Genomic DNA, 21115 nt, shown 5'->3' on the forward strand with positions numbered 1-21115 from the left:
AGCTAAATTTTAATTAAACACACATTATCTTAACTTTACAAAAAAGTCTATCAAACTCCCATAATAAAGCTATTTTGTTAATCCTCCAAATAATATTCTATTGTAGAAACTACACGCACATTTTTAATATATGGCGTATTTTTATCTCTATTTGTAATACTAAACTGCCCTTGTGTAGCCCTTTTTATCTTACCTAGCTGACTTTCAGAATCCTTAGCAAACTTCATTGCTGCTTCCCTAGCATTCAGCGTTGCTTCCTCAATCATCTGTGGTTTAATCGCATTTAATCCTGTGTAAATATATTCCACTTCATAATCATCAATCTTAATCACAACACCATCCATTCCAAGCTGTGAAATCTCTTCCAACGCCTTTCTACCAAGTGCCACTTCTTTGGTATAAAGCAACACGCCTCCAACACCTGCATAACGATAAGTTACATTTTGATTTCCACCATATAAATCCCCAAGCTTATCATTAACAATAGGCGGCGTAAAGGTAATATCTTTTTTATCTAAGCCAATTTGTTCCAAGAATGTAGAAACCCTTTGTGCATCACTTTCTAAATCCTTATATAAGGCGTTTAAATCATTATTTGCACGCGTAAATTTAATTGGAAGTATCATTACATTAGCTTGCACTTCCTTCTCACTTAAACCCTTAACAACAACGCTCCGTTCACCTGCTTTAAAGCTTTTCATTACTCTATCTGCACTAAAGCCCAACACAATACTACTAACGACTAATGCCAATCCTAAAAGTATCGCACCAATTTTATCCATTCTCTACCTTTCTTAAATTTTTAGATTCCAACTTTTGGAAATTTTACACATATTCTACCTAGAAATCCCTAACTTAAACTTGAGATTTTCAATGATTTTAAAGATAAAAGTGGTATCCCCGACGCGATTTGAACGCATGGCCTCACGATTAGGAATCGTGTGCTCTATCCAGCTGAGCTACGAGGACAAGAAGTTAAGAAATAGTGATAATGCTCCGCAAGGGGAGCAAAAAGAAAGAATTACTTTTTGCCTTTTTTAGCAGCGGCAACTGCGTCTTTAAGACCTTTTCCAGCTTTGAATTTTGGAACAAATTTATCTTGAGTTTTGTATTTTTTAGTAGTGCCAGGAACTGTTCCTTCTTTACCTTTTTGAAGAACTGTTTCAAATTTACCAAAGCCTACAAGCTCGATACTTTCTTTTTTTGCAAGTGCTTTTTCAACAGCAGCTGTAAATGCACCAATTGCTTTTTCTGCATCTTTTTTTGTTTCAAATTCTCCGACTTCTTTTACTAAGTCAACAAATTCTGATTTGTTCATTGCGAACCTCCACATAGATTTAGTTTAAAACGCACTATTTTAGCATACTATTTATGTTTTTCAAGGCTTTTAGGTAAAAAATTCTTAAATTATTGCTTTTTCTACAAATATTTCAATAAAAAGCATTATATGGACTTGTAAGGAATTTTCAATTAGTATTTATACTAATTATTTAGAAATTCTCAAGGAGATAAAAATGGCACTAAAAGTTGCAGTAAATGGAACAGGGCGTATTGGCTTGTGTGTGAGTAAAATTTTAGGAGAACGCAGCGATTTGGAGCTTACGGCAATTAACACAACAATGCCCATTGATACACTTGTGCATTTGCTAAAATACGATTCTGTGCAAAAAAATAGTGCGGTTGAAAAACTTAACGAAAATACAATTAGAATTGGAAATCAAAATAATATCCAAATTACCAGCACGCGCGACATCAAAGAAACGCATTTTGGAAAATATGGCGCAGAACTTGTGATAGAATGCACAGGAGCTTTTAATGATTTAAATAAGGCAAATGCGCATCTTTATGGTGGGGTTAAGCGCGTTGTTATCTCCGCTCCAGCAACAGATGTTCCGACCTTTGTTTATGGCGTTAATCACAAGCAATATCAAGGTGAATCCGTAATTTCAAATGCAAGTTGCACCACAAACGCTTTAGCACCTATCGCAAAAGTCTTACACGAAAATTTCACAATCCAAAGCGGCTTAATGACAACAATCCACAGCTATACAAACGATCAAAATCTGCTAGACTCTAAACATAAAGACTTGCGTCGTGCAAGAGCAGCTGCACTTAATATGATTCCAACTTCAACAGGAGCAGCAAAAGCAATTGGACTTGTAATGCCAGAGCTCAAAGGCAAGCTAAATGGCTTTGCAATCCGTGTACCAACACCAGATGTGAGTGTGGTAGATTTAACTTGTGTTACTCAAAAAGCTGTCACGAAAGATTCCATTAATGCTGCCTTTGAAGAAGCAAGCAAGACGACATTTAAAAATTTAATTTTAGTGGATAATGAAAAGCGTGTTTCAGGAGATTTTATCGGCAGCACTTATAGTAGCATTTTTGTTCCAGATTGCACTGTAGTTGTCAATGATAATCAGCTTAAAGTTGTTGCGTGGTATGACAATGAATGGGGCTATTCCACACGCTTAGTAGATATGGCATACTTTGTAGGACAAAGCATTTAATGTTAAATCTATCAGACACTTATAGAGATTTTTCACAAGATTATTCTAATCTTTTTATAAAAGATAATTTAGATTTATTTTTTCAAAAAGTCTTAGTAGAGCGTAATAGCCAATTAAGTGGCTATTACGATTTACCCTTTAAAGACAACCAAGAAATCTTTGACTATTTAGAATACAATACAAAGTTTTTAGAGTCCATTACAAACATTATTATTGTAGGAATTGGTGGAAGCTCGTTAGGCACAAAGGCGATTGATACCCTACTTTCCCACCAAAACAATCGCAAAAAAATCAAATTGCGCTTCTTGGAACACACAGATCCCATTATGATACAAAAAGACTTGCGTCGCGTAAAATATGAAGATACACTTTTTATCGTAATTTCAAAATCCGGTCTTACCGTTGAAACCACTTCGCTTTTCAAATACATTCTAACGCGCTTTTCTTTGCTTAAAAGTGATAGAAAAAATCATTTACTTGCCATAACTGATTCTAACTCCCCCTTGCAAAAATGGTGCCAAAAAGAAAGAATCCAAAATATTACCATTTCCCCAAATATAGGTGGAAGATTCTCTGTTCTAAGTGCCGTAGGATTGTTACCTCTAGCAATTTTAGGCTACGATATTAAAAAGATTTTGCAAGGCGCAAAGCAAATTAATGATGATTTTTTTATAAATCGTAAAGATAATATTCTAAAAAAAGCACTTTTTCTTGCAAAAAATGAAACAACATATCCTATCAATGTACTGTTTTCTTATAGTAGCGTTTTTCGGCATTTTAATGCCTGGTATGTGCAACTTTGGGGAGAATCATTGGGAAAATTAGATACCCATCAACAAAAACGTGGATTAACGCCTATTGCATTAATAGGAAGCATTGACCAGCATTCTTTCTTACAACTTATTATGCAAGGACCAGCAAATAAAACCATAACTTTTTTAAGCGTAGAGAATCTCTCTCAAAAGCCCTTATATATTCCAGATATTAGCCTTGAAGGCTTAGAAGAAACAGATTTTGTCAATCAAACTTCTTTTAATCAACTCTTAAAACTACAATGTATCTCTACAAAAGAAAGTGTTATCTCCCAAAATGTTCCTGTAGATTCCATTGTTTTAGACTCCTTAAATGAACAAAGCGTTGGTGCGCTTGTGTTTTATTATGAATTACTCACTTCTTGCGTAGGAATTTTGTTACAAATTGATACATATAATCAACCCGGTGTTGAGTTTGGGAAAAAGATATTAAGAGAAAAATTTACACACTCTTAAACTTTTTTTCATTTTTTTTACCATTTTCTACACCACTTGCTACAAAAAATCTTACAATTAACACAAATCTAAAACACAAAGGCTAACTTATGGGATTTATTCAAAGCATTAAAGATAAAGCAAAAGCCAATCCAAAAACCATCGTTCTCCCAGAAACAGGAGATTTACGCACGCTAGAAGCCGCACACACCGCGCTAAAGGAAGGAATCGCAAAGATTATTTTAATCGGTGATGAAAAAGAAATTAAAGCGCGCGGAAATGGGCTTGATTTAAACAAGGCAACTTTTATTGATCCTAGAAGTTGTGATTCACTAGATTCTTATGTAGAATTGTTTGTAAAACTTCGCGGACATAAGGGTTTAAGTGAGTCTTCTGCACGCGCATTGTTACTAGAAAACCCCTTGTATTTTGGCGTAGCACTTGTAAAAACAGGCGTTGCTAATGGAATGGTGGCAGGTGCTGTTAATTCCACTGCTGATGTCTTACGCGCTTCTTTACAAATTCTAGGAACAAAAAAGGATTCCAAACTTGTTTCAGCTTTTTTCTTAATGGTTGTTCCAAATTGTAACTATGGAGAAAATGGAATCTTTATTTTTGCCGATAGTGGTTTGGTGCAAAACCCAAATCCCCAAGAGCTAGCTTCTATTGCGATTGACTCAGCAAAAAGCTTTGAATCTCTCGTGGGTAAAGAAGCAGTTGTTGCAATGCTCTCACACTCTACAAAAGGAAATGCGAAGCACCCTGATGTGGATAAGGTAATTGAAGCCACACAAATTGCAAAAGCACAAGCCCCAAATATCGCTATTGATGGAGAGTTTCAACTAGATGCGGCGATTGTTCCTAGTGTTGGTAAGTCTAAAGCCCCAGATAGCACGATTGCAGGAAGAGCGAATGTTCTTGTATTCCCAGATTTAGATGCAGGAAATATCGGCTACAAACTTGTTCAAAGGCTTGCAAATGCAGAAGCCTATGGACCAATTACCCAAGGAATTGCAGGAGCGGTTAATGACTTATCGCGCGGTTGCAGCAGTGAAGATATTGTAGGCGTGATTGCTATCACAGCCTTACAAGCACACCAAAACTAAAGGAGAAAAATATGGATGTTTTAGTAATTAATTGTGGGAGTTCATCTCTTAAATATCAACTTATCAATACACAAACAGAAGAAGTGCTAGCTTCTGGGATTTGCGATAGAATTGGAATTAAAGGTGGACAGTTTAGTTACAAACCAAAAGATGGCAGTAAAACAACGCAAAATGTGGAGATGCCAGATCATGAAGTTGCAATAAAGCTTGTGCTAAATGCTCTTGTTGATCCAAAAGATGGAATCCTAAAATCTCTTGATGAAATCAAAGCAACAGGGCACAGAATTGTGCACGGCGGAGAGCATTTTACAGAATCTGCACTTGTTAATGATGAAGTTATCCGTCACATTGAAGAGTGTGCTGACTTAGCCCCACTTCACAATCCAGCACATTTACTTGGAATTCGTGCTTGCCAGCATTTAATGCCAAATAAACCTATGGTTGCAGTCTTTGATACAGCCTTTCACCAAACGATGCCACCTCGTGCATATATTTATGGTTTGCCTTATGAATATTATGAAAAATACAAAATCCGCCGCTATGGATTCCACGGCACAAGCCATAGCTATGTTTCTAAAAGAACAGCAGAATTTTTAGGGATTCCTTTAGAAAATTCCAAAATCATCACTTGCCATTTAGGTAATGGCTCAAGCATTTGCGCAATTGAAAATGGAAAAAGCATTGATACAAGTATGGGTTTGACTCCACTTGAAGGGCTTGTGATGGGAACAAGAAGTGGAGATTTAGATCCAGCAATCATTGATTATATCGCACAAAAAGAAAATCTAAACACAAAAGAAGTCATCAATATCCTAAACAAAAAATCAGGTGTGCTCGGAATCTCAGGGATTTCTAGCGATTTTAGAGATTTACTAGCCGCTGATGAAGAAGGGAATTTAAAAGCCCGCTTTGCAAGAGAAGTTTTTGCCTACCACGTGGCAAAATACATAGGCTCTTACACAGCAGCATTGACAGGTGTTGATGCTATTACATTTTGCGCAGGCGTAGGTGAAAATGCAAAGTTTATTCGCGGAAAGATTGTTTCACATCTACAATTCTTAGGAATTACACTTGATGAGAAAGCAAACCTTGAGACAATTGGCAAAGAGGGAATTATCTCTACAAAAGATTCCAAGGTTAAAGTTTGCGTTATTCCTACTAATGAAGAACTTATGATTGCACGCGACACGCGTGCCTTAGTTGCAGGAAAACATTTATAAGCCATACTCTATTCACTAAGCTTTTAAGTCATAGCCTAGACTAAAAGCTTAGCTCTAAAATTTTTCATTAATCTACAAAATATGCTTTAATGATATAACCGCGTTTGTCTTGAAGTTGCAAGCTTGGACCTTCAAAAATAGTGGCATTTGGAATTTTTGCATTAATTGCATAAATTGCATTCCAAGCTCTAAAACTCGCTAAACCTTCTTGCTTCAGCTCTGGAGAAAGCCCACGATAAGGATTGATATCCACAACTCCTTGCACTTCAAAGGCAACTACACGGTTATCATTTTGCAGCTCTTTATCCACTTTTGTGGCAAGAGAAAGCAGACAATTCTTGGGAATATCCCAACTACCAATCTCCATAGCAAAACATTCAGCGATAATTTGCTGTTTTGGTTTGATGGTATAGCGGAGTTTTTGCATAGTGTTTTGCCTAGAATTTTGGATCTCCTGAACAGAAACATTTAAACCATTAAGGGAATATGCAAGTTTTTCTAATTCGCGCTCTTTTTGGTAAAGTGCTTCTTGTAAGCGCCTAATCTCATCGTCTTTTGCATAAACTGTGCGATTGGCATTTGAAGTAAAATTGGAATCCAAAATAGGATCTTGTGCCATTCCTAAAGAAGTTTGCGCTTTAAAGAGCAGCGCCTGTCCGCTAGGCTGACTTAAAAAATAATACCCCCCACCCAACACTAGCGCAATTAATACAATAATAAGTGCCAAAAGCGGCAAGAAGCGACTATGATTTACAGGATCTTCTTTTGTAGCTTTATGTATATTCTCTGTGGAATCCAACTTAGAATCTGTAATTTTAGATTCCATATTTTGTGGTGTTGTTTCAGACATTTTCACTCCTTATGCAACGCGTTTAAAATTAGATTTTATATTTTCATATGCTTCATTGATTAAACGAAATTTTTCCGCATAACCTTCAATGATTTTTTTATCTTGCCCATAAACATTATCGGGATGATAGGTTTTTACAAGTTCAATATAGCGATTTTTCACGCATTCAAAATCATCATTATAGCCACAACCTAAGATTTTATAGCTTTTTTTAAGAAGTTTTTCTTCTTTTGTTAAATATTCTTCAAAACATTCAAATGTATTGCGTGCTTTAAAGGTTTCATAATCAAAATCCAAAACAATATTATGGATAACTTTTTGAGAAAGCATACTAATTAATTTTTCCCAAAAATAAGGACTAGAAGATTCCAAAAATACTTCCTGTTTAGTATAACTTAACAAAAACTCCTTAAAAATTGAACTTAAATAGCGTCTAGCGAGACGATTTGGGCGATTTAACCTTAAGCAAACCTGTGCATTATTAAAAGAGCTGTGAATAATCTGCAAAGAAACAATAACATGTTCTAACACCGCACGATTTTCTATCATTTTTATACGGATAGGAAGATAACTGCTATCAATAATGCTCTGAAAATTCGGATTTCCTTTTTTGGCATCATCTTGCATTGCTACATGGTATGCCCAATTTAGAAAATAGTCCTTCTTATAGCGCTCTCCATCATCTAAGATAAGCACAGAGTTTGAAAGACGATACGCTTTGGAAAAATGTTTGTAGGCAAAATCCACAGCACGCCTTAAAAACTGCGATTCTCTTTCAATGCTAATTTGAATGTATGGCTCTAAGAGCTCTACCTTCATTGCCTTCCTTTTGTTTTTGATTTCCTACTTGTTAGCACTTTGCCATTTATTAAAACTTAACAAAGCAATTTTGATTCCATTTTTAAAGCGCAAGAATTTGCAAGCGGATCTCCTTTAAATTTTGTGTAATTTTATCTATTTCTTTCTTAAGAGCAAAAGAAGTTTTTGCAATCAATTGAGTTTTGGAATCTATAGTTTGTTCTGTGTGCTCTAAAAATTGTGAATATGCTTTATTTAAAGAATTCATTGGACCAAAAAGTCGTGCTTGAAATTGTTCAAAACAAAAGGCATCGTTGAGTATTTCGCGCACATTTTCAAGTGTTGGAACAAACAGAGAAAATTCCTCTTGATTTTCTTGATGTTTGGTAATGGCATTTTTAATTTTTAAATCAAGGCGTGCAAGCGTTAAATCAATAGCGTTATCATAATTTAGGGATAAAAAATTACTAAGCACATTAAGTTCGCTTTGCAAGAAAGAAGTGGTAATAAGGGCATTTTTATTAAAATCTGCCAAAACATTTTCATAACAATGCTGAGTAAAATAATGCAAATCTTGCAAAGCTTGACTTTGAGGAGCTACAAGATAGAACTCTAGCAATCTTGGTGTAGAATCCTGCCAAAAAAAGACTTTTTGTGAAAGTGCATTGATATTTTGAAAAATGGATTCCACAAATAAATCTAAAAAATTTTTAATTTTTACACTCATTGCTTTATAATCTTTTACAAATTGAGTATCTTGATTCTGTAGAGCAATTTTAATTTTTTCTAAAGGTAAAAATGTAACTTCTTTTTCTTGTATTTTGGGTTTTGTCCCCAAAAAAGTTTTTGCGTTTGTATGAAAAGTAATACTCTGCTTTTCTAGGGAATTAAAAATTTTTTGAGCAAGATTGTCAAGCAAAACATCTAGGCTTAAATAGAGTGCATTAAAAATTTTTTGCTCTTTTTCTTTAGAAACAAAGCATTTTTGAAAAAACTCTGTGCGGCTTTTTTGTAGAATGTTTTGAATATTTTTGTAGCTTTGGTTGATTTTATGATATTGCAAATGCAAGCGAATATGCATTTCCTTTAAACGCTTTAATGCGCTATGTGATTTTGCAATACTAGCCTTTGGTTTAATAGTTTGATTGAAAAACTCAAAAACTAAAGGCATATTAGACTCTCGCATTAAAACTTCAAAATTATTTTGAAGTAGAGTTTTAGAATTAATTTTCTCACTGGTATCTATGTAAAGTTCTTTAAGTTTCTGCAAAGATTCTTTGGAGTTTAGATTAGAATCATTACGCTTTAAGGCAATATCTTGAATACTATGCGCCAAGCTTAAAAGCGTTGTTTCTAAGAATTTTTCTGCGGTATTTGATCTTGCCTTTAGGGCAAGCCTTGCAGAGATTGGAATCACATTGGCAAAAATCCCTTCAAATGCTGCTTTTGCGTATTCTACACTAGTTTGGATTTCTTTTTCATTTTTTAGACGATCTTTTTGATTAAGAACACATAGGCTCTTTTGGGAAAAATGGCTACTAAATTCTTTCAAGAGTATTTTTTCGCTATTTTTTCCTGCATTATCAATAAGTGTTAACCAAATAATTCCATCGACTTGATCTAACATTTTTAGTGTAATGTGTGTATCATCTGAATTTTGAGAGTTAAATCCTGGTGTATCTAGAAAGTTAATTTCCTTTAAAAGTAAAATGGGAGCATAAAGACAAAAATAGTCAATATTTTTAGAATTTTCACGCGTAAGTTTATGGAGAAATTCCACATTTTGCAATACTTTGCTACCATCTTTGTAAAGAATTTCTAAAATATAATCCTCTCCATAGCAAATTTTACATACTTTTGAAGTAATAGGCGTAATGCCTGTTGGTAAAATATCCTGTCCTAAAAGCGCATTTAAAAAAGTGCTTTTCCCGCTTGAAAATTGTCCAATAATGGCAATTTGCATAGGTTCAGTGATCTTTTGTTCAAGCTGTTCAAAAAAGCCTAGAGTATAATCGTTTGGATTGAGCGTATTTTGACAATTTACAATAAGTTTTTGCGTAGATGTTTTTTGGGCAAATTTTTCTTGCAATGCAATACAATCTTTGATATAGGATTTAAGCATTTTTTTTCCTTGTGGCATAGTATTGTAGCATTTCACATTCTTTAATTTGTGCTTTTAAAAACTCAGAAATCTCTAGAAGGATTTTCTCTCTTTGTTTTTTTTGATTTGTATTTAAATCAAGATTGCTTAAGGCACTTTGCAAAATATTTTCTTTAGATTGCAAATCCAACTCTAATTGTTCTTTTGAAGAATCTAAAAGATTTGCAAAATATGTGATGTATTTATTTTTAATTTCATTACTTTCAGCCATCAATGATTCAATGAAATCTAAAAATCCTTCTTGAAAATCTTCTTGGAGTGCAAGCCTTAAAGCATCTTGCTTGTTTTTATTGAATGTTTCAGCACTCTTTAATACTCTAGTTAGAATCTTAAGTTTAGTTTTTTGCAAAAGTGTTGGATTTAAATAGAGATTAAAGTTTTTATTTTGTGAAGTTATACTTTCATTATCTAATGTAATATTCTCCAAATATGTTTGGATTTGCAAGAAAAGTTGAGAGATTTTTTTTATTAAACTTTGCGCGCTAAAGCGTAAAATCTCACTCAATGTGTCCTTTAATCCAAAATCCAACAAGTATTCTAGGCGTTGCTTGCTTGGGATTTTACCTTTTTCATATTCATAAATAATATCAGAAAATACGCGTTCTCCTAAAACTTCTTGTGCTTTTTGAAGTTTTTGATGGAGCTGGTTTTGCAGTGTGATAGAAAAATCTTTAAGCTGTATCGTCGCAGAATCTAAAGCATTTTTAGCAGAATTTAGAGCATTTTGACTCTTTTCTTTTTCTTGCTTAGCCTTTGCAATTTGTCCTTTAACCTCATCTTCTTTAGCAAACAACAAACTTTGCTCTAAGGCGATAGAATTTGAAATATTTTGATATATGCGTTTAAAGCCTTGCGCGCATAGATAGATAATATCTTTTGCTTTTGTGCTATTTTTACCAAGTAATGTTTGATTGAGATAATCTATTAGGGCTTGAAAGTTGGAATCTTTTAAGGTATAGCCTAACTCTCTGGCTTTACTAGGATCGCTTTGGCAAACAAGTGCTGGATAACTAGCTAATGTGATAAAATCAAGGCGATCAAAAAGAATTTCTATCTCTTCATCTTGTGCATCTTTGGTCTCTTTCAAAGAAGCTTTAATACTCTTTTTTAAACTCTCTTTTGTATAAGCCAATACAGCTTCTAATTCATTTTTTTTCAGTAAATCTGCGTGTGTTAGCACAATCAAGATTCTTGATAAATTGGCATTTTGTAAAGTTTCTACAATAAAATCCCTATCAATTTGCGTAGCACTTTGTGAAGCATTCATTGCGTGAATTAGCAAGTCGCATTTTGCTAAGTATTTTCTAGTAATTTCTTCGCGTTGGATTATGGGATCATCAAGTCCTGGAGTATCCACAATTTCTACATTATTTTTTAAAAATTCTAGTGGAGTATAAAGTGTAGTTTCTTTGATGAGACTGCAAAGTTTACTTGGATAATTTGCGGAGGTATATTTAGGAAGCTCATCAATACTAATTTCAAGTCTTTGCGTAGAATTCTGCACAAAAGTCTCTAAACACTTATGAAATTCAGCATCACTAAGGAGCGTATTAAGTGTAGTTTCATCCATTGTAGATTTTAAATCCTGCCATTCTTGCGTATTCCAAAAGCTTACACTCACACTTGTAGTTTTGGCGTATTTAAGAAGCGTTAGGCTTGCTGTTTCTGGAATCGTGGAAGTTCCTAGAATTTCCTTGCCCAAGAGTGCATTTAAAAGCGTGCTTTTCCCAGAGCTTAAAACACCTGTAATTCCAAGCGAAAAATGTTGATTTTGCACTTTTTGCAAAAGAGCTTCTAATTGAGTGAGATTTGGAAGTAAATGTGCAAAGTTTTGCGTAATACATTTTTTTATGACTATTTGTTGAGCTGTTAGTAATTTAAAACTTTCACCTAAAAAGTCCTCTAATAGTGCTTTTGGAGCTTTAAAGATGGAATCTTTTTTTGCTTGTTTTGGGTTTTGTATAATTTCAGTATTAATTAGTGCATTAAAATGGGAGTAAATAGGATCCAGAAGGATACTTTTAGTTAAATTTTTATGCTTTAAAATTTCAAGGTTTGAGAGTGTTTTTTTTAAAAGTTCTTGCGTAGTTTTTGGATCTTTAAAAAAAGCGTTTTGCAAATTTAAAAGAAGTGTGTATTGCACCTGCATAATACCTTTAAAGCTTAAAGTTTTGCAATATTTTTCACAGAGCTGTTGAAGTATTTCACTCTGCCAAAATGTATTAAAACCTTGTGCATCAAGACTAAAAAAAATCGCTAAGATTTCATCTGCTTTACCCTGCTCTAAAATGTGTAAATTTCCCAGTGGCATTATTTCCTTAAAATATTCTTGGAAATTTTTTTGAAAAGACTCTTGTAATTGATTTTGCAAAAGATTTTGCTCCATTAAACTCCTTTAAAAAATTTTACGGCACATATAAAATAACCACGCACTACCAAATAAAACTCCGCTTAATACAAAACATAAAACTTCCCACCCAAAAGCATTATAAAAATAACTAGGCAAAGTCGTTCCACAAGTCCCCCCTGTGTAATAAAATGTCAAATACAGCCCATTTGTAATACCTTTTTTATCCTTTTGCAAGCTATTCACAAAGCCCGAAAGAACGGAATGCACAATAAACATACCAATACAAATAACAAATACAGAAAAAAACATCCACCAAAAACCTGGAATCAGCATTAAAAGCGGTGCTATTCCAAAAATTACAAAACCAAAAATAATTGCATTTAATGCACCCTTAGAGATTTTTACAATAAAGCTTGCAAGAAGTGCAGTAATAATTCCAATAACATAACCTGTATATAAAAATCCAATTTCAGCACTAGAAATATTTGGATAAACAGCTTTGATTTCAAAAGGCATTAAATTTAGTGCACCCTGAAAGCAAAATAATACCAAAAATGCACCCATATATAAAAGAGCATAGCGTTTATCCATCAGAAAATCTAAAAATATTTTTGGTGTAATTTTTGAGCTATTAATCTTATCGCTTTGGGGAATACGAGAAGACATTAATGCGACACTTAAAGTTGTAACTCCCAAAAGCAGAAAAGTAACCTGCCAAGAAAATAAAGAAGTGGTTACTCCACTTCCAATGCGCGAAATAGCTCCACCAAAAACAGTAGATGCGACATAAATGCTAACATATTTTTGAATATTTTTAGAGTCTAAGCGTGTAAGTATTGTAAGAGCTGCCGTTAAAGCCGCTGGAATCATTAAGGATTCTAAAATACGCAATAACAAAAAAGTGCTATAACTTTGACTTAAGCAAAGTAGGCATTGAAAGATTCCAATGCAAGTTAGTGCAAATGTCAAAATAAAGCGCGTATCAAACTTTTCTAGCAAATATCCATATGCAATTGGTGAAAAAGCAAGCGCCAAAAGCGTAACAGTAGTAAAAAGTGTCACTTGAGAAATTGAGATTTCAAAAATCTCTACAAAAAGTGGATGAATAGGTTGAGTAATATAAATACTAGAAATTGTAACAATTGCGCTTAACATAACAACAAGCAGAGTGTAGTTTTTCAAGCAGACAGTCCTTGAGTTTGCGATATACTATTCTAAGACAAAAAAATTAAAAATATTTTAAATTATCAAGTAAAAATTATTTTTACTTTTAATTAATTTATTTTTTTTTAAAATTCTGTTCTTAAGCTAAAACTTTGGAGTTATTATGTGTAGAATTTTTATTTTCTTAATACCATTTTTATTTATTATGGGTTGTGCTTCTAAGAGTGATGAATTGGGGATTGGAAAATCTCCAATTCCTCCTGCTGATTCTAGAAAACAAGTTACATTGGTTCAAGGACCTAACTTATCAAAAAAACTGATGCGCCCAAATACAGATAAAAATGACAACCACACTCCTACAGAACATACAGAGCTACTTTTGTTAGCTGGAAATGGAGGAGGCTTTAGAGAGAATGTTTCGGATTTATTATCTATTATGAGTCCTGAGGGTGGTGTTTTGACTCTTTGGGCATTAAATGTTGGAAACTGGGTATGGGGGTATTCGCTTATTGATAGCCAAGATTTTGGTGGGGCTAGGATTTGGCGGATTTTTACTAAAGCTGATGGCAGCGCAGCGATACAAAATGCCAAAGAAGGCACTTGCTTAAGTGCATACAGGAATGGTGTAATTCATAATTATTGCAATATGGAAGATCCTGCTCAGTTATGGAAATTTAATCTTTTTGATAATCAAGCTGTGCAAATCCAAAATGTAGCAACCAAACAATGTTTGCAAACGCCAAGCAATCAAGCTACAAGATTTTTTAGCATTTTTCTAACAGATTGTGTGCAAGGAGGCAGACTAAATAGTGATCAACAATGGTTTATTACTGCGCCCCCTCTTCAAGCTGGCGTTGTTTTTAGCACAGATGGAAGATAAGGAATGAAACAATGAAAATTATTGCATTAATATTTTTAAGCTTTAGTCTGCTTTTTGGCAGAATTGAAGATTATATCGTTGGCACTTGGAATCTACAAGGTTCTTCTGCTAGCACAGAAAATAAGTGGAATGTCAGTGTTAGACAACTAATCACTGGAGACAATCCTGTAAATATCCTAATGGTGCAAGAAGCAGGCAGAGTGCCTGCCACTGCTAGACCCACAGGCAGGGTAATCCAGCCAGGTGGCACACCCATTGAAGAATACACTTGGGACTTAGGCACGCGTTCAAGACCAAATTCCGTGTTTATCTACTATGCAAATATTGATGTGGGAGCTAGGAGAGTAAATCTAGCAATTGTGAGTGCCAGACAAGCCGATGAAGTGTTTGTAATCCGTCAAGATAGAATTGCTGCTGATGTTTCACGCCCTGCAATTGGAATTAGAATCGGTAATGATGTGTTTTTTAATATCCACGCTTTAGCAAGTGGAGGTGGAGATGCGACAGCTTTAGTAACGGCAGTGCATGATACATTTATCACACGCCCAGAATTAAGCTGGATCATAGCCGGAGATTTTAACCGCGATCCTGCAAGCTTGCAATCTGGGCTTGATACAAGGATTACAAACCATATACGCATTGTTACACAAAATTCTGCCACACATTTCAGTAGAGGTGCCGCCAATAGGATTTTGGATTATGCGGTGGTGGGGAGAAGCTCTAGCGATAGAAGAGCATTGACTTTGCCTGCTATTACTGCACTTTTAATGGCAGCAAGCGTGCGTTCGCATTTATCATCAGATCATTTTCCTGTCCGTTTTGGCAATTTCAAATAGTTAAAGGAATAGTATGAAAAAAATATTAATAGTTTTAATGCTTGCACTTAATATCTATGCAGATGATCCAGAGTTGCCTGATTTTGTAGAATTTACAACGCCAGTTTCTATAAGAAGCGCATTTTCTGGAGATATTGTGGGATTTGGAAAAGATAGAAATTGGGTTATACGCGATATTCCATTGACTGAAGATATGCTTAAAAATGATCCTTTTAAGAATTTTAATCTAGGCGCAGTGCAATTTGTGCAACTTGGCACACAAGATGTCTGTCTAGCCTTAGGTGAAGATGGATTATTTACGCGCAAGCCTTGTAATGCAGACTTAGATTCTAAAAAATATGAAACGCTTTATACCATTATCCCCACAACTACGCCTGCTGTGCAAATCCGCTCTTTTGTGCTGGATAAAAATGAGTGTATGACTGTGTTTAACAATCCACAGCTTCCAAGAGGTAGAGGAATTGGAATCCGCCCTTGTGATGTGGATAGTCTCTTTTCTGTAGATTTGGATAATTTGTTTTTGCTTAATCCTCCTATTCGTGATGCAATGCTAATTAATCCTTGATAATTTTGTGTGCGACTTAACCAAAGCAAAGCGCACACAAAATTCACTGCCCTTGCCTAAATCGCTTTTTAAGCTTATGGTGGCATTATGAAGTTTTAAAGCAGATTTGACAATGGAGAGTCCAAGACCGCTACCGCCGATTTTTTTGCTACGGCTTTTATCCACACAAAAAAAGCGTTCAAACACTCTTTCTTGTAACTCTTTTGGAATTCCAATACCGCTATCTTTTATAGCAAGTTCCACAAATTCACCACTTGTTTTTAGCTTGATTTTTACAAAACCTCCCTTGTGATTGTATTTAATCGCATTATCACAAAGATTAAACACTAAGTTTTCTAAAAGCTCATCAATGCCTAAAATATAGGCATCTTGCAAATCTAATTTAAGGGTAATGGAATGCTTATTTGCAAGTAATTCTAGCCTTGCATAAACCCTCTGGACTATCTCTTTAAGATTTAGCATAGTAAGGGGAAGCGCCTGTGTTTCATCTAAAAATGAGATTTTTAAAATTTCATTAATCATTTCTAAAAGGCGTTTGGATTCTAAATGAATTTTATCCACAAAGTTTGGCAAGTCTTCTTGTACGACAAGCCCATTTTTAATCATTTCAGAGCTTACCATAATGGAAGTTAGAGGAGTTTTTAGCTCGTGAGTTACATTTGCGCTAAATTCCTTGCGTAAATTTTGCGCTTTTTTTAGCTCTGTAATATCACAAAGCGCAATGATCAAGCCCTTAAATTTGGATTTTTGTGAAAAAATGGGGGAAAACACCACTTCGCATTCTAAGTTGTTTGGATAATGGAAAGTAAAATTCTCCCTAATATCGCTCTTTAGCTTTTCTTTTTTGAAATCCCTAAGATATTGTAAAAGCAATCTTAAAAACTCCGCATTATCAAGTTCTAAAATATTATTAATGCGCTTAAGGTTAGAAAAATACTTCTTAGCACTTGTATTTTTGCTTAGAATCTTGCCTGTGCGATTGATGAAAATCAGCCCATCATTCATATTTTGCGTAAGAGATTGTAACTCTTGCTTCTTTTTCTTTAAATGCTTAAATTGAGTTTTTACGGCTTTGTTTTGGGATTTGATTTTTTCAATCAACGCTCCAAGTTCAGGATAAGGAAAGTTTTCTAGATTTTTAAAGTTGATTGTTTGAAGGGGTTTTAAAAGAATCATTGATAAAAATCGCGCTAGCAAAGCACTACACAACACAATAACGCAAAATTCTATGATAAGATAAGAAAATACCCAAAAAGGTGTTTGGCTTTGAAAAAAGGATTTCAACTTTAAGAGTAAAGGCACATTAAGAGTAAGCACTAGGCTAAAAATCGCGCTAAAGAGAATTAAAAAAAACTTTTTTTGCATTAGGAATCTTTAGAAATTTTGTAGCCAATGCCACGAATTGTTTGAATGTATTTGCTAGCACTTCCAAGCTTTTTGCGCAAGGTTTTAATATGAATATCAATGGTGCGACTCTCTCCACTATAACTATACCCCCAAAGGATTTCTAAGAGCTCATCGCGACTAAAGGCACGATTTTGGTTTTTTAAAAGGAATCCTAAAAGTTCAAATTCCTTTAAAGTGAGCATGATAGGCTCACCACAAACTTTTACACTCCGCGTAGTATAAGAAAACTCTAAGATTCCATAACAAATTGTATCAGATTCCTTATTGCGCCTTAAAATCGCTCGCACTCTTGCTAAAAACTCCATCACACTAAAGGGTTTTGTAATATAATCATCAGCCCCTAAATCTAGACCTTTAACTTTGTCAAACTCATTGTTTAGCGCAGTTAGCATTAACACAGGAATACCTTGTGTGGCAGGGTTTGTTTTAATGTTTTTTAAAATATCAAATCCGCTAGCATTTGGGAGCATTACATCAAGCACTAAGGCTTGTGGAGTCGTTGTTTTTAAGGCTTCTTTAAAGGTTTCTACTTCTAAAAAGCCTTGCGATTGTATGTGTTGGCTCTTTAGCGCATAAAGCACAAGCTCTAAAATATTCGTATCATCTTCTAAAACAAAAACCATAAAAATCCTTCATAAAATAAAAAGGATATTTTAACCAAATCTCCCATTAACATAATCTTGTGTTTTTTTATCTTTTGGATTGTTAAAAATCTTGTTTGTGTCATCAAATTCAATCACTTCTCCAAGTAGGAAAAACGCAGTTTGGTCAGAGATTCTAGCGGCTTGTTGCATATTATGCGTAACAATAACAATGGTGTATTCTTTTTTAAGGCGTAAAATTAACTCTTCTATTTTAAGGGTAGAAATAGGATCAAGTGCGCTTGTGGGCTCGTCCATTAAAATCACTTCAGGATTTACCGCAAGTGTTCTTGCAATGCAAAGTCTTTGTTGCTGTCCGCCACTTAATCCAAGTGCGGATTTATCAAGCCTATCTTTTAAATCATCCCACAACGCCGCGTCTTTTAAAGAGGATTCCACAATTTCATCAAGTTTTGATTTTTTCTTAATTCCGTGTGTTTTTGGTCCAAAGGTGATATTATCATAAATGCTCATAGGAAAGGGATTTGGCTTTTGAAACACCATTCCCACTTTCTTGCGCAAGACATTGACATCATAATCTTTATAAATGTTTTTGCCATCAAATAGAATTTTTCCCTTAATTTTGCAATCTTCTATTAAATCATTCATACGATTTAGACTTTTAATAAAAGTAGATTTTCCACAACCGCTAGGTCCTATAAATGCAGTAACCTTGCCCTTTTTAATATCCATATTAATATCTTTTAAGGCTAGAAACTCTCCATAATTCAAAGACATTTTTTTAATTTCAAAACAATTTTTCATTTAGCTTCCTATAATTTTATAAATTTCTTTGCAATATAATTTGAACCAAGATTGATTAAAAAGACAATCACAATAAGAATCATTGCTGTGCTGTATGCTTCGTTAATATGCTGTCCTTCACTAGAGATTGCATACATATGCACACTAAGCGTTCTCCCAGAATCCATTAATCCTGCAACCTTTGCCACACTCCCTGAAGTATAAAGCAAGGCAGCAGATTCTCCTACGATTCTACCAATACTTAAAATCACACCGGCTAAAATTCCCGGAATTGCAGCAGGTAAGATGATAATAAAAATTGTGCGAAGTCTCCCTGCTCCTAGCGCAAAGCTTGCTTCCCTAAAGCTCATTGGCACAGACTTTAGGGCTTCTTCAGCACTTCTTAAGATTAAAGGTAAAATCATAACCGCTAGAGTTAATCCCCCGGCAATAAAGCTTGTTTTAAAGCCAAAGTAAATAACAAAGGCTAGATACCCAAACAAACCATACACAATACTTGGAATCCCCACTAATGTTTCAGAAGCGATTCTAACCATATTTAAAATTTTACTTTTCTTACTTCCATATTCACTAAGATAAATCGCCCCAAAAACCCCAAGTGGCATTGCCAAAATAAGCGCAAAAAGCACCATATTTAAGGTATTAATAATTGCAGGTGTCATAGAGATGTTTTGACTATTGTATTCCCAAGCAAACATTTCTAAGTTTAAATGTGCGATTCCTTTAATAAAGATAAATCCAATAAGCACAAAGAAAATTAAGAGCACACAAACCATAGAAACACGCATTAAATAGGATAAAGTTAGCGTTAGATTATCTGTTTTTACGCGTTTCATTTTGCCTCCTTTTTGAGCGCATTAAAGCAAGTGTTGATTAAAAGGATAAAGACAAATAGCACCACCGCATTAGCAATTAGCACTTCTCTGTGTAAATCTTGTGCATATCCCATTTCAAGCACAATATTTGTTGTAAGAGTTCTTACGCCTTCTAAAACACTTGTTGGAATGAGTGCTTGATTTCCAGCAACCATAATCACCGCCATTGCTTCACCAATTGCACGCCCAATACCTAAGATAATAGAAGCTAAGATTCCGCTTTTTGCTGCTGGAATGAGTGCAAAAAACACGCTTCGCTCTTTGCTAGCACCAAGCGCTAATGCACCTTCATAATAACTATCAGGCAAGGCGTCAATGGAAGCCTTTGAAACTAAAATAATAGTTGGTAAAATCATAATGCTTAAAATGAGTGATGCTGCTAGCACACTTTTGCCGGGGATTCCATTAAAAGTTGTTGCGAGCAATGGGACGATTACAACAAGCCCAAAAAATCCATAAACAACAGATGGGATCGCGCCTAAAAGTTCAATGGCAGGCAAAATATACTTTTGCTCCCTTTTGCTTGCAAAGCGTGAGAGATAAATTGCACTTAAAACCCCAAGTGGCACGCCTATAAAGATTGCAAGAGCGGTTACATAAATACTTCCTACAATCATAGGAAAGATTCCAAATATCTCTTCTATTGGATACCAATCCATTCCAAAAAGAAAATCAAAAAGCCCTATTTGGCTAATTGTTGGAATCGCATTTGCAAACAAAAAGAAACAAATCATTAAAACAGCAAAAATTGAGAGAAGGGCAGAAAGGGCAAAAATGCCCTTGAAAATTTTTTCTTGCATAGTTAGCTTTCTTAGTTTAAGATTTTATTATTTAGCGTCCTGCCACTTTGTGATTTCACCTAAAAAGATTTTCTTTACAGAATCTTTAGTAAGGTTTTCTACTTTATTGTCTTTATTTACAATAACAGCTAATCCATCAATGGCTAAAACAAGTGGAGTTATGCCTTTTTTTATCTCACTATCTTTAACTTCACGGCTTACCATTCCAATATCTGCAATCCCTTCAACGACACTATTTACACCTGTTGTAGAATCACTTTGTTGAATTTCAAGGATGGCATTTGGATTAACTAACTTATAAGATTCCGCAAGTTTTTCCATTAATGGAGTTACAGAGCTTGAACCTGCAATAACAAGTTTTCCGCTTGGCTGTGTGCTTTTAAAGCTTTCTTTTGCAACTGCGATATAACCAGCTTTTTCAACGATTCCTTTTGCTTGTGTTGAAATGCTATATTTTAAGAAATCTTCAATAAGTGGATTTGTTGCTTTTGTAACTACATTAAAAGGGCGAGAGATTTTGTAACTTTTGTTATTGATATTTTCAACACTTGGTGCAACACCATCAATTTTTAATGCCTTAATCGTATCGTTTAAAGAACCAAGAGAGATATAACCAATGGAATTTTTAGAGCCAGCAACAGTTGTAATCATAACCCCTGTTGAATTAGTAACTTCAGCCTTTTGTGTAGTCGCATCAACTTTTTTATCCTTAACTTTCTTTTGGATTTCAAAAATCTCTACAAATGCTCCACGCGTTCCAGAACCTTGCTCCCTAGAAATAGGATAGATATTTTCTGCTATCGCGCTTGTGCTAAGTAGCAATCCTGCCAATAAACCTAATGCATATTTTTTCATACGATTCTCCTAAAATTTAAAGATATGAAATTATAAAGAAGTAATGTAAAGACAAAAAGTGCAAATTGTAAAATTTTTGTAAAGT

20 protein-coding genes and 1 tRNA gene are annotated in these 21115 nt (G+C 34.5%); 7 read left to right on the forward strand and 14 right to left on the reverse strand.

Features of this window, described 5'->3' with window-relative positions; translation table 11 throughout:
- Positions 1-77 precede the first annotated feature (77 nt).
- From IP358_RS06620 to IP358_RS06630, 3 genes are all read right to left on the reverse strand, one after another.
- A complete protein-coding gene (locus tag IP358_RS06620) occupies positions 78-782 on the reverse strand; it encodes an SIMPL domain-containing protein (RefSeq protein WP_006802801.1) in 705 nt (234 codons plus the stop codon).
- A gap of 110 nt (positions 783-892) precedes the next feature.
- Positions 893-969: transfer RNA gene (locus IP358_RS06625), tRNA-Arg, on the reverse strand.
- Positions 970-1021: 52 nt separating this feature from the next.
- Positions 1022-1318: an HU family DNA-binding protein gene (locus IP358_RS06630; protein ID WP_006802802.1), complete on the reverse strand. Its 297-nt coding sequence runs from the start codon at positions 1316-1318 to the stop codon at positions 1022-1024.
- Positions 1319-1514: 196 nt separating this feature from the next.
- Between IP358_RS06630 and gap the strand changes: the two genes are divergently transcribed.
- The 4 genes from gap (at position 1515) to IP358_RS06650 (ending at position 6083) form a co-directional block, all read left to right on the forward strand.
- Entirely contained in the window at positions 1515-2510 is a 996-nt protein-coding gene (gap, locus tag IP358_RS06635; protein WP_006802803.1) for a type I glyceraldehyde-3-phosphate dehydrogenase, read from the forward strand.
- A complete protein-coding gene (locus IP358_RS06640) occupies positions 2510-3778 on the forward strand; it encodes a glucose-6-phosphate isomerase (protein WP_006802804.1) in 1269 nt (422 codons plus the stop codon). The genes gap and IP358_RS06640 overlap by 1 nt, the downstream gene beginning before the upstream one ends.
- 89 nt (positions 3779-3867) lie before the next feature.
- Entirely contained in the window at positions 3868-4863 is a 996-nt protein-coding gene (gene pta / locus IP358_RS06645; protein ID WP_006802805.1) for a phosphate acetyltransferase, read from the forward strand.
- Between the two features lie 11 nt (positions 4864-4874).
- On the forward strand, positions 4875-6083 hold the full coding sequence (locus IP358_RS06650) for an acetate/propionate family kinase (RefSeq protein WP_006802806.1): 1209 nt from the start codon (positions 4875-4877) through the stop codon (positions 6081-6083).
- Positions 6084-6150: 67 nt separating this feature from the next.
- Here IP358_RS06650 and IP358_RS06655 read toward each other — a convergent pair whose 3' ends face one another.
- The 5 genes from IP358_RS06655 to IP358_RS06675 form a co-directional block, all read right to left on the reverse strand.
- Positions 6151-6933, reverse strand: a complete 783-nt coding sequence (locus IP358_RS06655) for a hypothetical protein (RefSeq protein ID WP_248613397.1) — start codon at positions 6931-6933, stop codon at positions 6151-6153.
- 9 nt (positions 6934-6942) lie between these two features.
- Entirely contained in the window at positions 6943-7752 is an 810-nt protein-coding gene (locus IP358_RS06660; protein ID WP_006802808.1) for a J domain-containing protein, read from the reverse strand.
- A gap of 82 nt (positions 7753-7834) precedes the next feature.
- Positions 7835-9853 carry a dynamin family protein gene (locus IP358_RS06665; RefSeq protein WP_006802809.1) on the reverse strand — a complete coding sequence of 673 codons (2019 nt, stop codon included), beginning with the start codon at positions 9851-9853 and terminating at the stop codon, positions 7835-7837.
- Positions 9846-12278 (reverse strand): dynamin family protein, encoded by a 2433-nt coding sequence (locus tag IP358_RS06670; RefSeq protein ID WP_050754816.1) that lies wholly within the window; start codon positions 12276-12278, stop codon positions 9846-9848. Before IP358_RS06670 ends, IP358_RS06665 begins: the two co-directional genes overlap by 8 nt.
- 9 nt (positions 12279-12287) lie before the next feature.
- Positions 12288-13424, reverse strand: coding sequence for an MFS transporter (locus IP358_RS06675; protein ID WP_006802811.1), 1137 nt, complete (start codon positions 13422-13424; stop codon positions 12288-12290).
- Positions 13425-13569: 145 nt separating this feature from the next.
- Here IP358_RS06675 and IP358_RS06680 point away from each other — a divergent pair, with 145 nt between their 5' ends.
- The 3 genes from IP358_RS06680 to IP358_RS06690 are packed head-to-tail and all read left to right on the forward strand — an operon-like array spanning position 13570 to position 15687.
- Positions 13570-14286, forward strand: a complete 717-nt coding sequence (locus IP358_RS06680) for an RICIN domain-containing protein (protein WP_006802812.1) — start codon at positions 13570-13572, stop codon at positions 14284-14286.
- A gap of 11 nt (positions 14287-14297) precedes the next feature.
- Entirely contained in the window at positions 14298-15122 is an 825-nt protein-coding gene (locus tag IP358_RS06685) for a cytolethal distending toxin subunit B family protein (RefSeq protein WP_006802813.1), read from the forward strand.
- Positions 15123-15135: 13 nt separating this feature from the next.
- Positions 15136-15687 carry an RICIN domain-containing protein gene (locus IP358_RS06690; RefSeq protein WP_006802814.1) on the forward strand — a complete coding sequence of 184 codons (552 nt, stop codon included), beginning with the start codon at positions 15136-15138 and terminating at the stop codon, positions 15685-15687.
- Here the strand turns inward: IP358_RS06690 and IP358_RS06695 are convergent.
- The 6 genes from IP358_RS06695 to IP358_RS06720 are packed head-to-tail and all read right to left on the reverse strand — an operon-like array spanning position 15673 to position 21030.
- Positions 15673-17052, reverse strand: coding sequence for a PAS domain-containing sensor histidine kinase (locus tag IP358_RS06695; RefSeq protein ID WP_006802815.1), 1380 nt, complete (start codon positions 17050-17052; stop codon positions 15673-15675). The two genes, IP358_RS06690 and IP358_RS06695, sit on opposite strands and share 15 nt — an antisense overlap.
- Complete coding sequence (locus tag IP358_RS06700; protein ID WP_006802816.1) at positions 17052-17717, reverse strand: response regulator transcription factor; 666 nt, start codon at positions 17715-17717, stop codon at positions 17052-17054. The genes IP358_RS06695 and IP358_RS06700 overlap by 1 nt, the downstream gene beginning before the upstream one ends.
- Positions 17718-17747: 30 nt before the next feature.
- On the reverse strand, positions 17748-18500 hold the full coding sequence (gene pstB, locus IP358_RS06705) for a phosphate ABC transporter ATP-binding protein PstB (RefSeq protein ID WP_006802817.1): 753 nt from the start codon (positions 18498-18500) through the stop codon (positions 17748-17750).
- An 8-nt stretch (positions 18501-18508) separates the two neighbouring features.
- Positions 18509-19336 (reverse strand): phosphate ABC transporter permease PstA, encoded by an 828-nt coding sequence (pstA, locus tag IP358_RS06710; protein WP_006802818.1) that lies wholly within the window; start codon positions 19334-19336, stop codon positions 18509-18511.
- Positions 19333-20175, reverse strand: coding sequence for a phosphate ABC transporter permease subunit PstC (gene pstC / locus IP358_RS06715; protein WP_006802819.1), 843 nt, complete (start codon positions 20173-20175; stop codon positions 19333-19335). The genes pstA and pstC overlap by 4 nt, the downstream gene beginning before the upstream one ends.
- A 27-nt stretch (positions 20176-20202) precedes the next feature.
- Positions 20203-21030, reverse strand: coding sequence for a substrate-binding domain-containing protein (locus tag IP358_RS06720; protein ID WP_006802820.1), 828 nt, complete (start codon positions 21028-21030; stop codon positions 20203-20205).
- Positions 21031-21115 lie beyond the last annotated feature (85 nt).

Source organism: Helicobacter winghamensis ATCC BAA-430 (genome assembly GCF_028751035.1).
GTDB classification, from domain to species: Bacteria; Campylobacterota; Campylobacteria; order Campylobacterales; family Helicobacteraceae; genus Helicobacter_D; species Helicobacter_D winghamensis.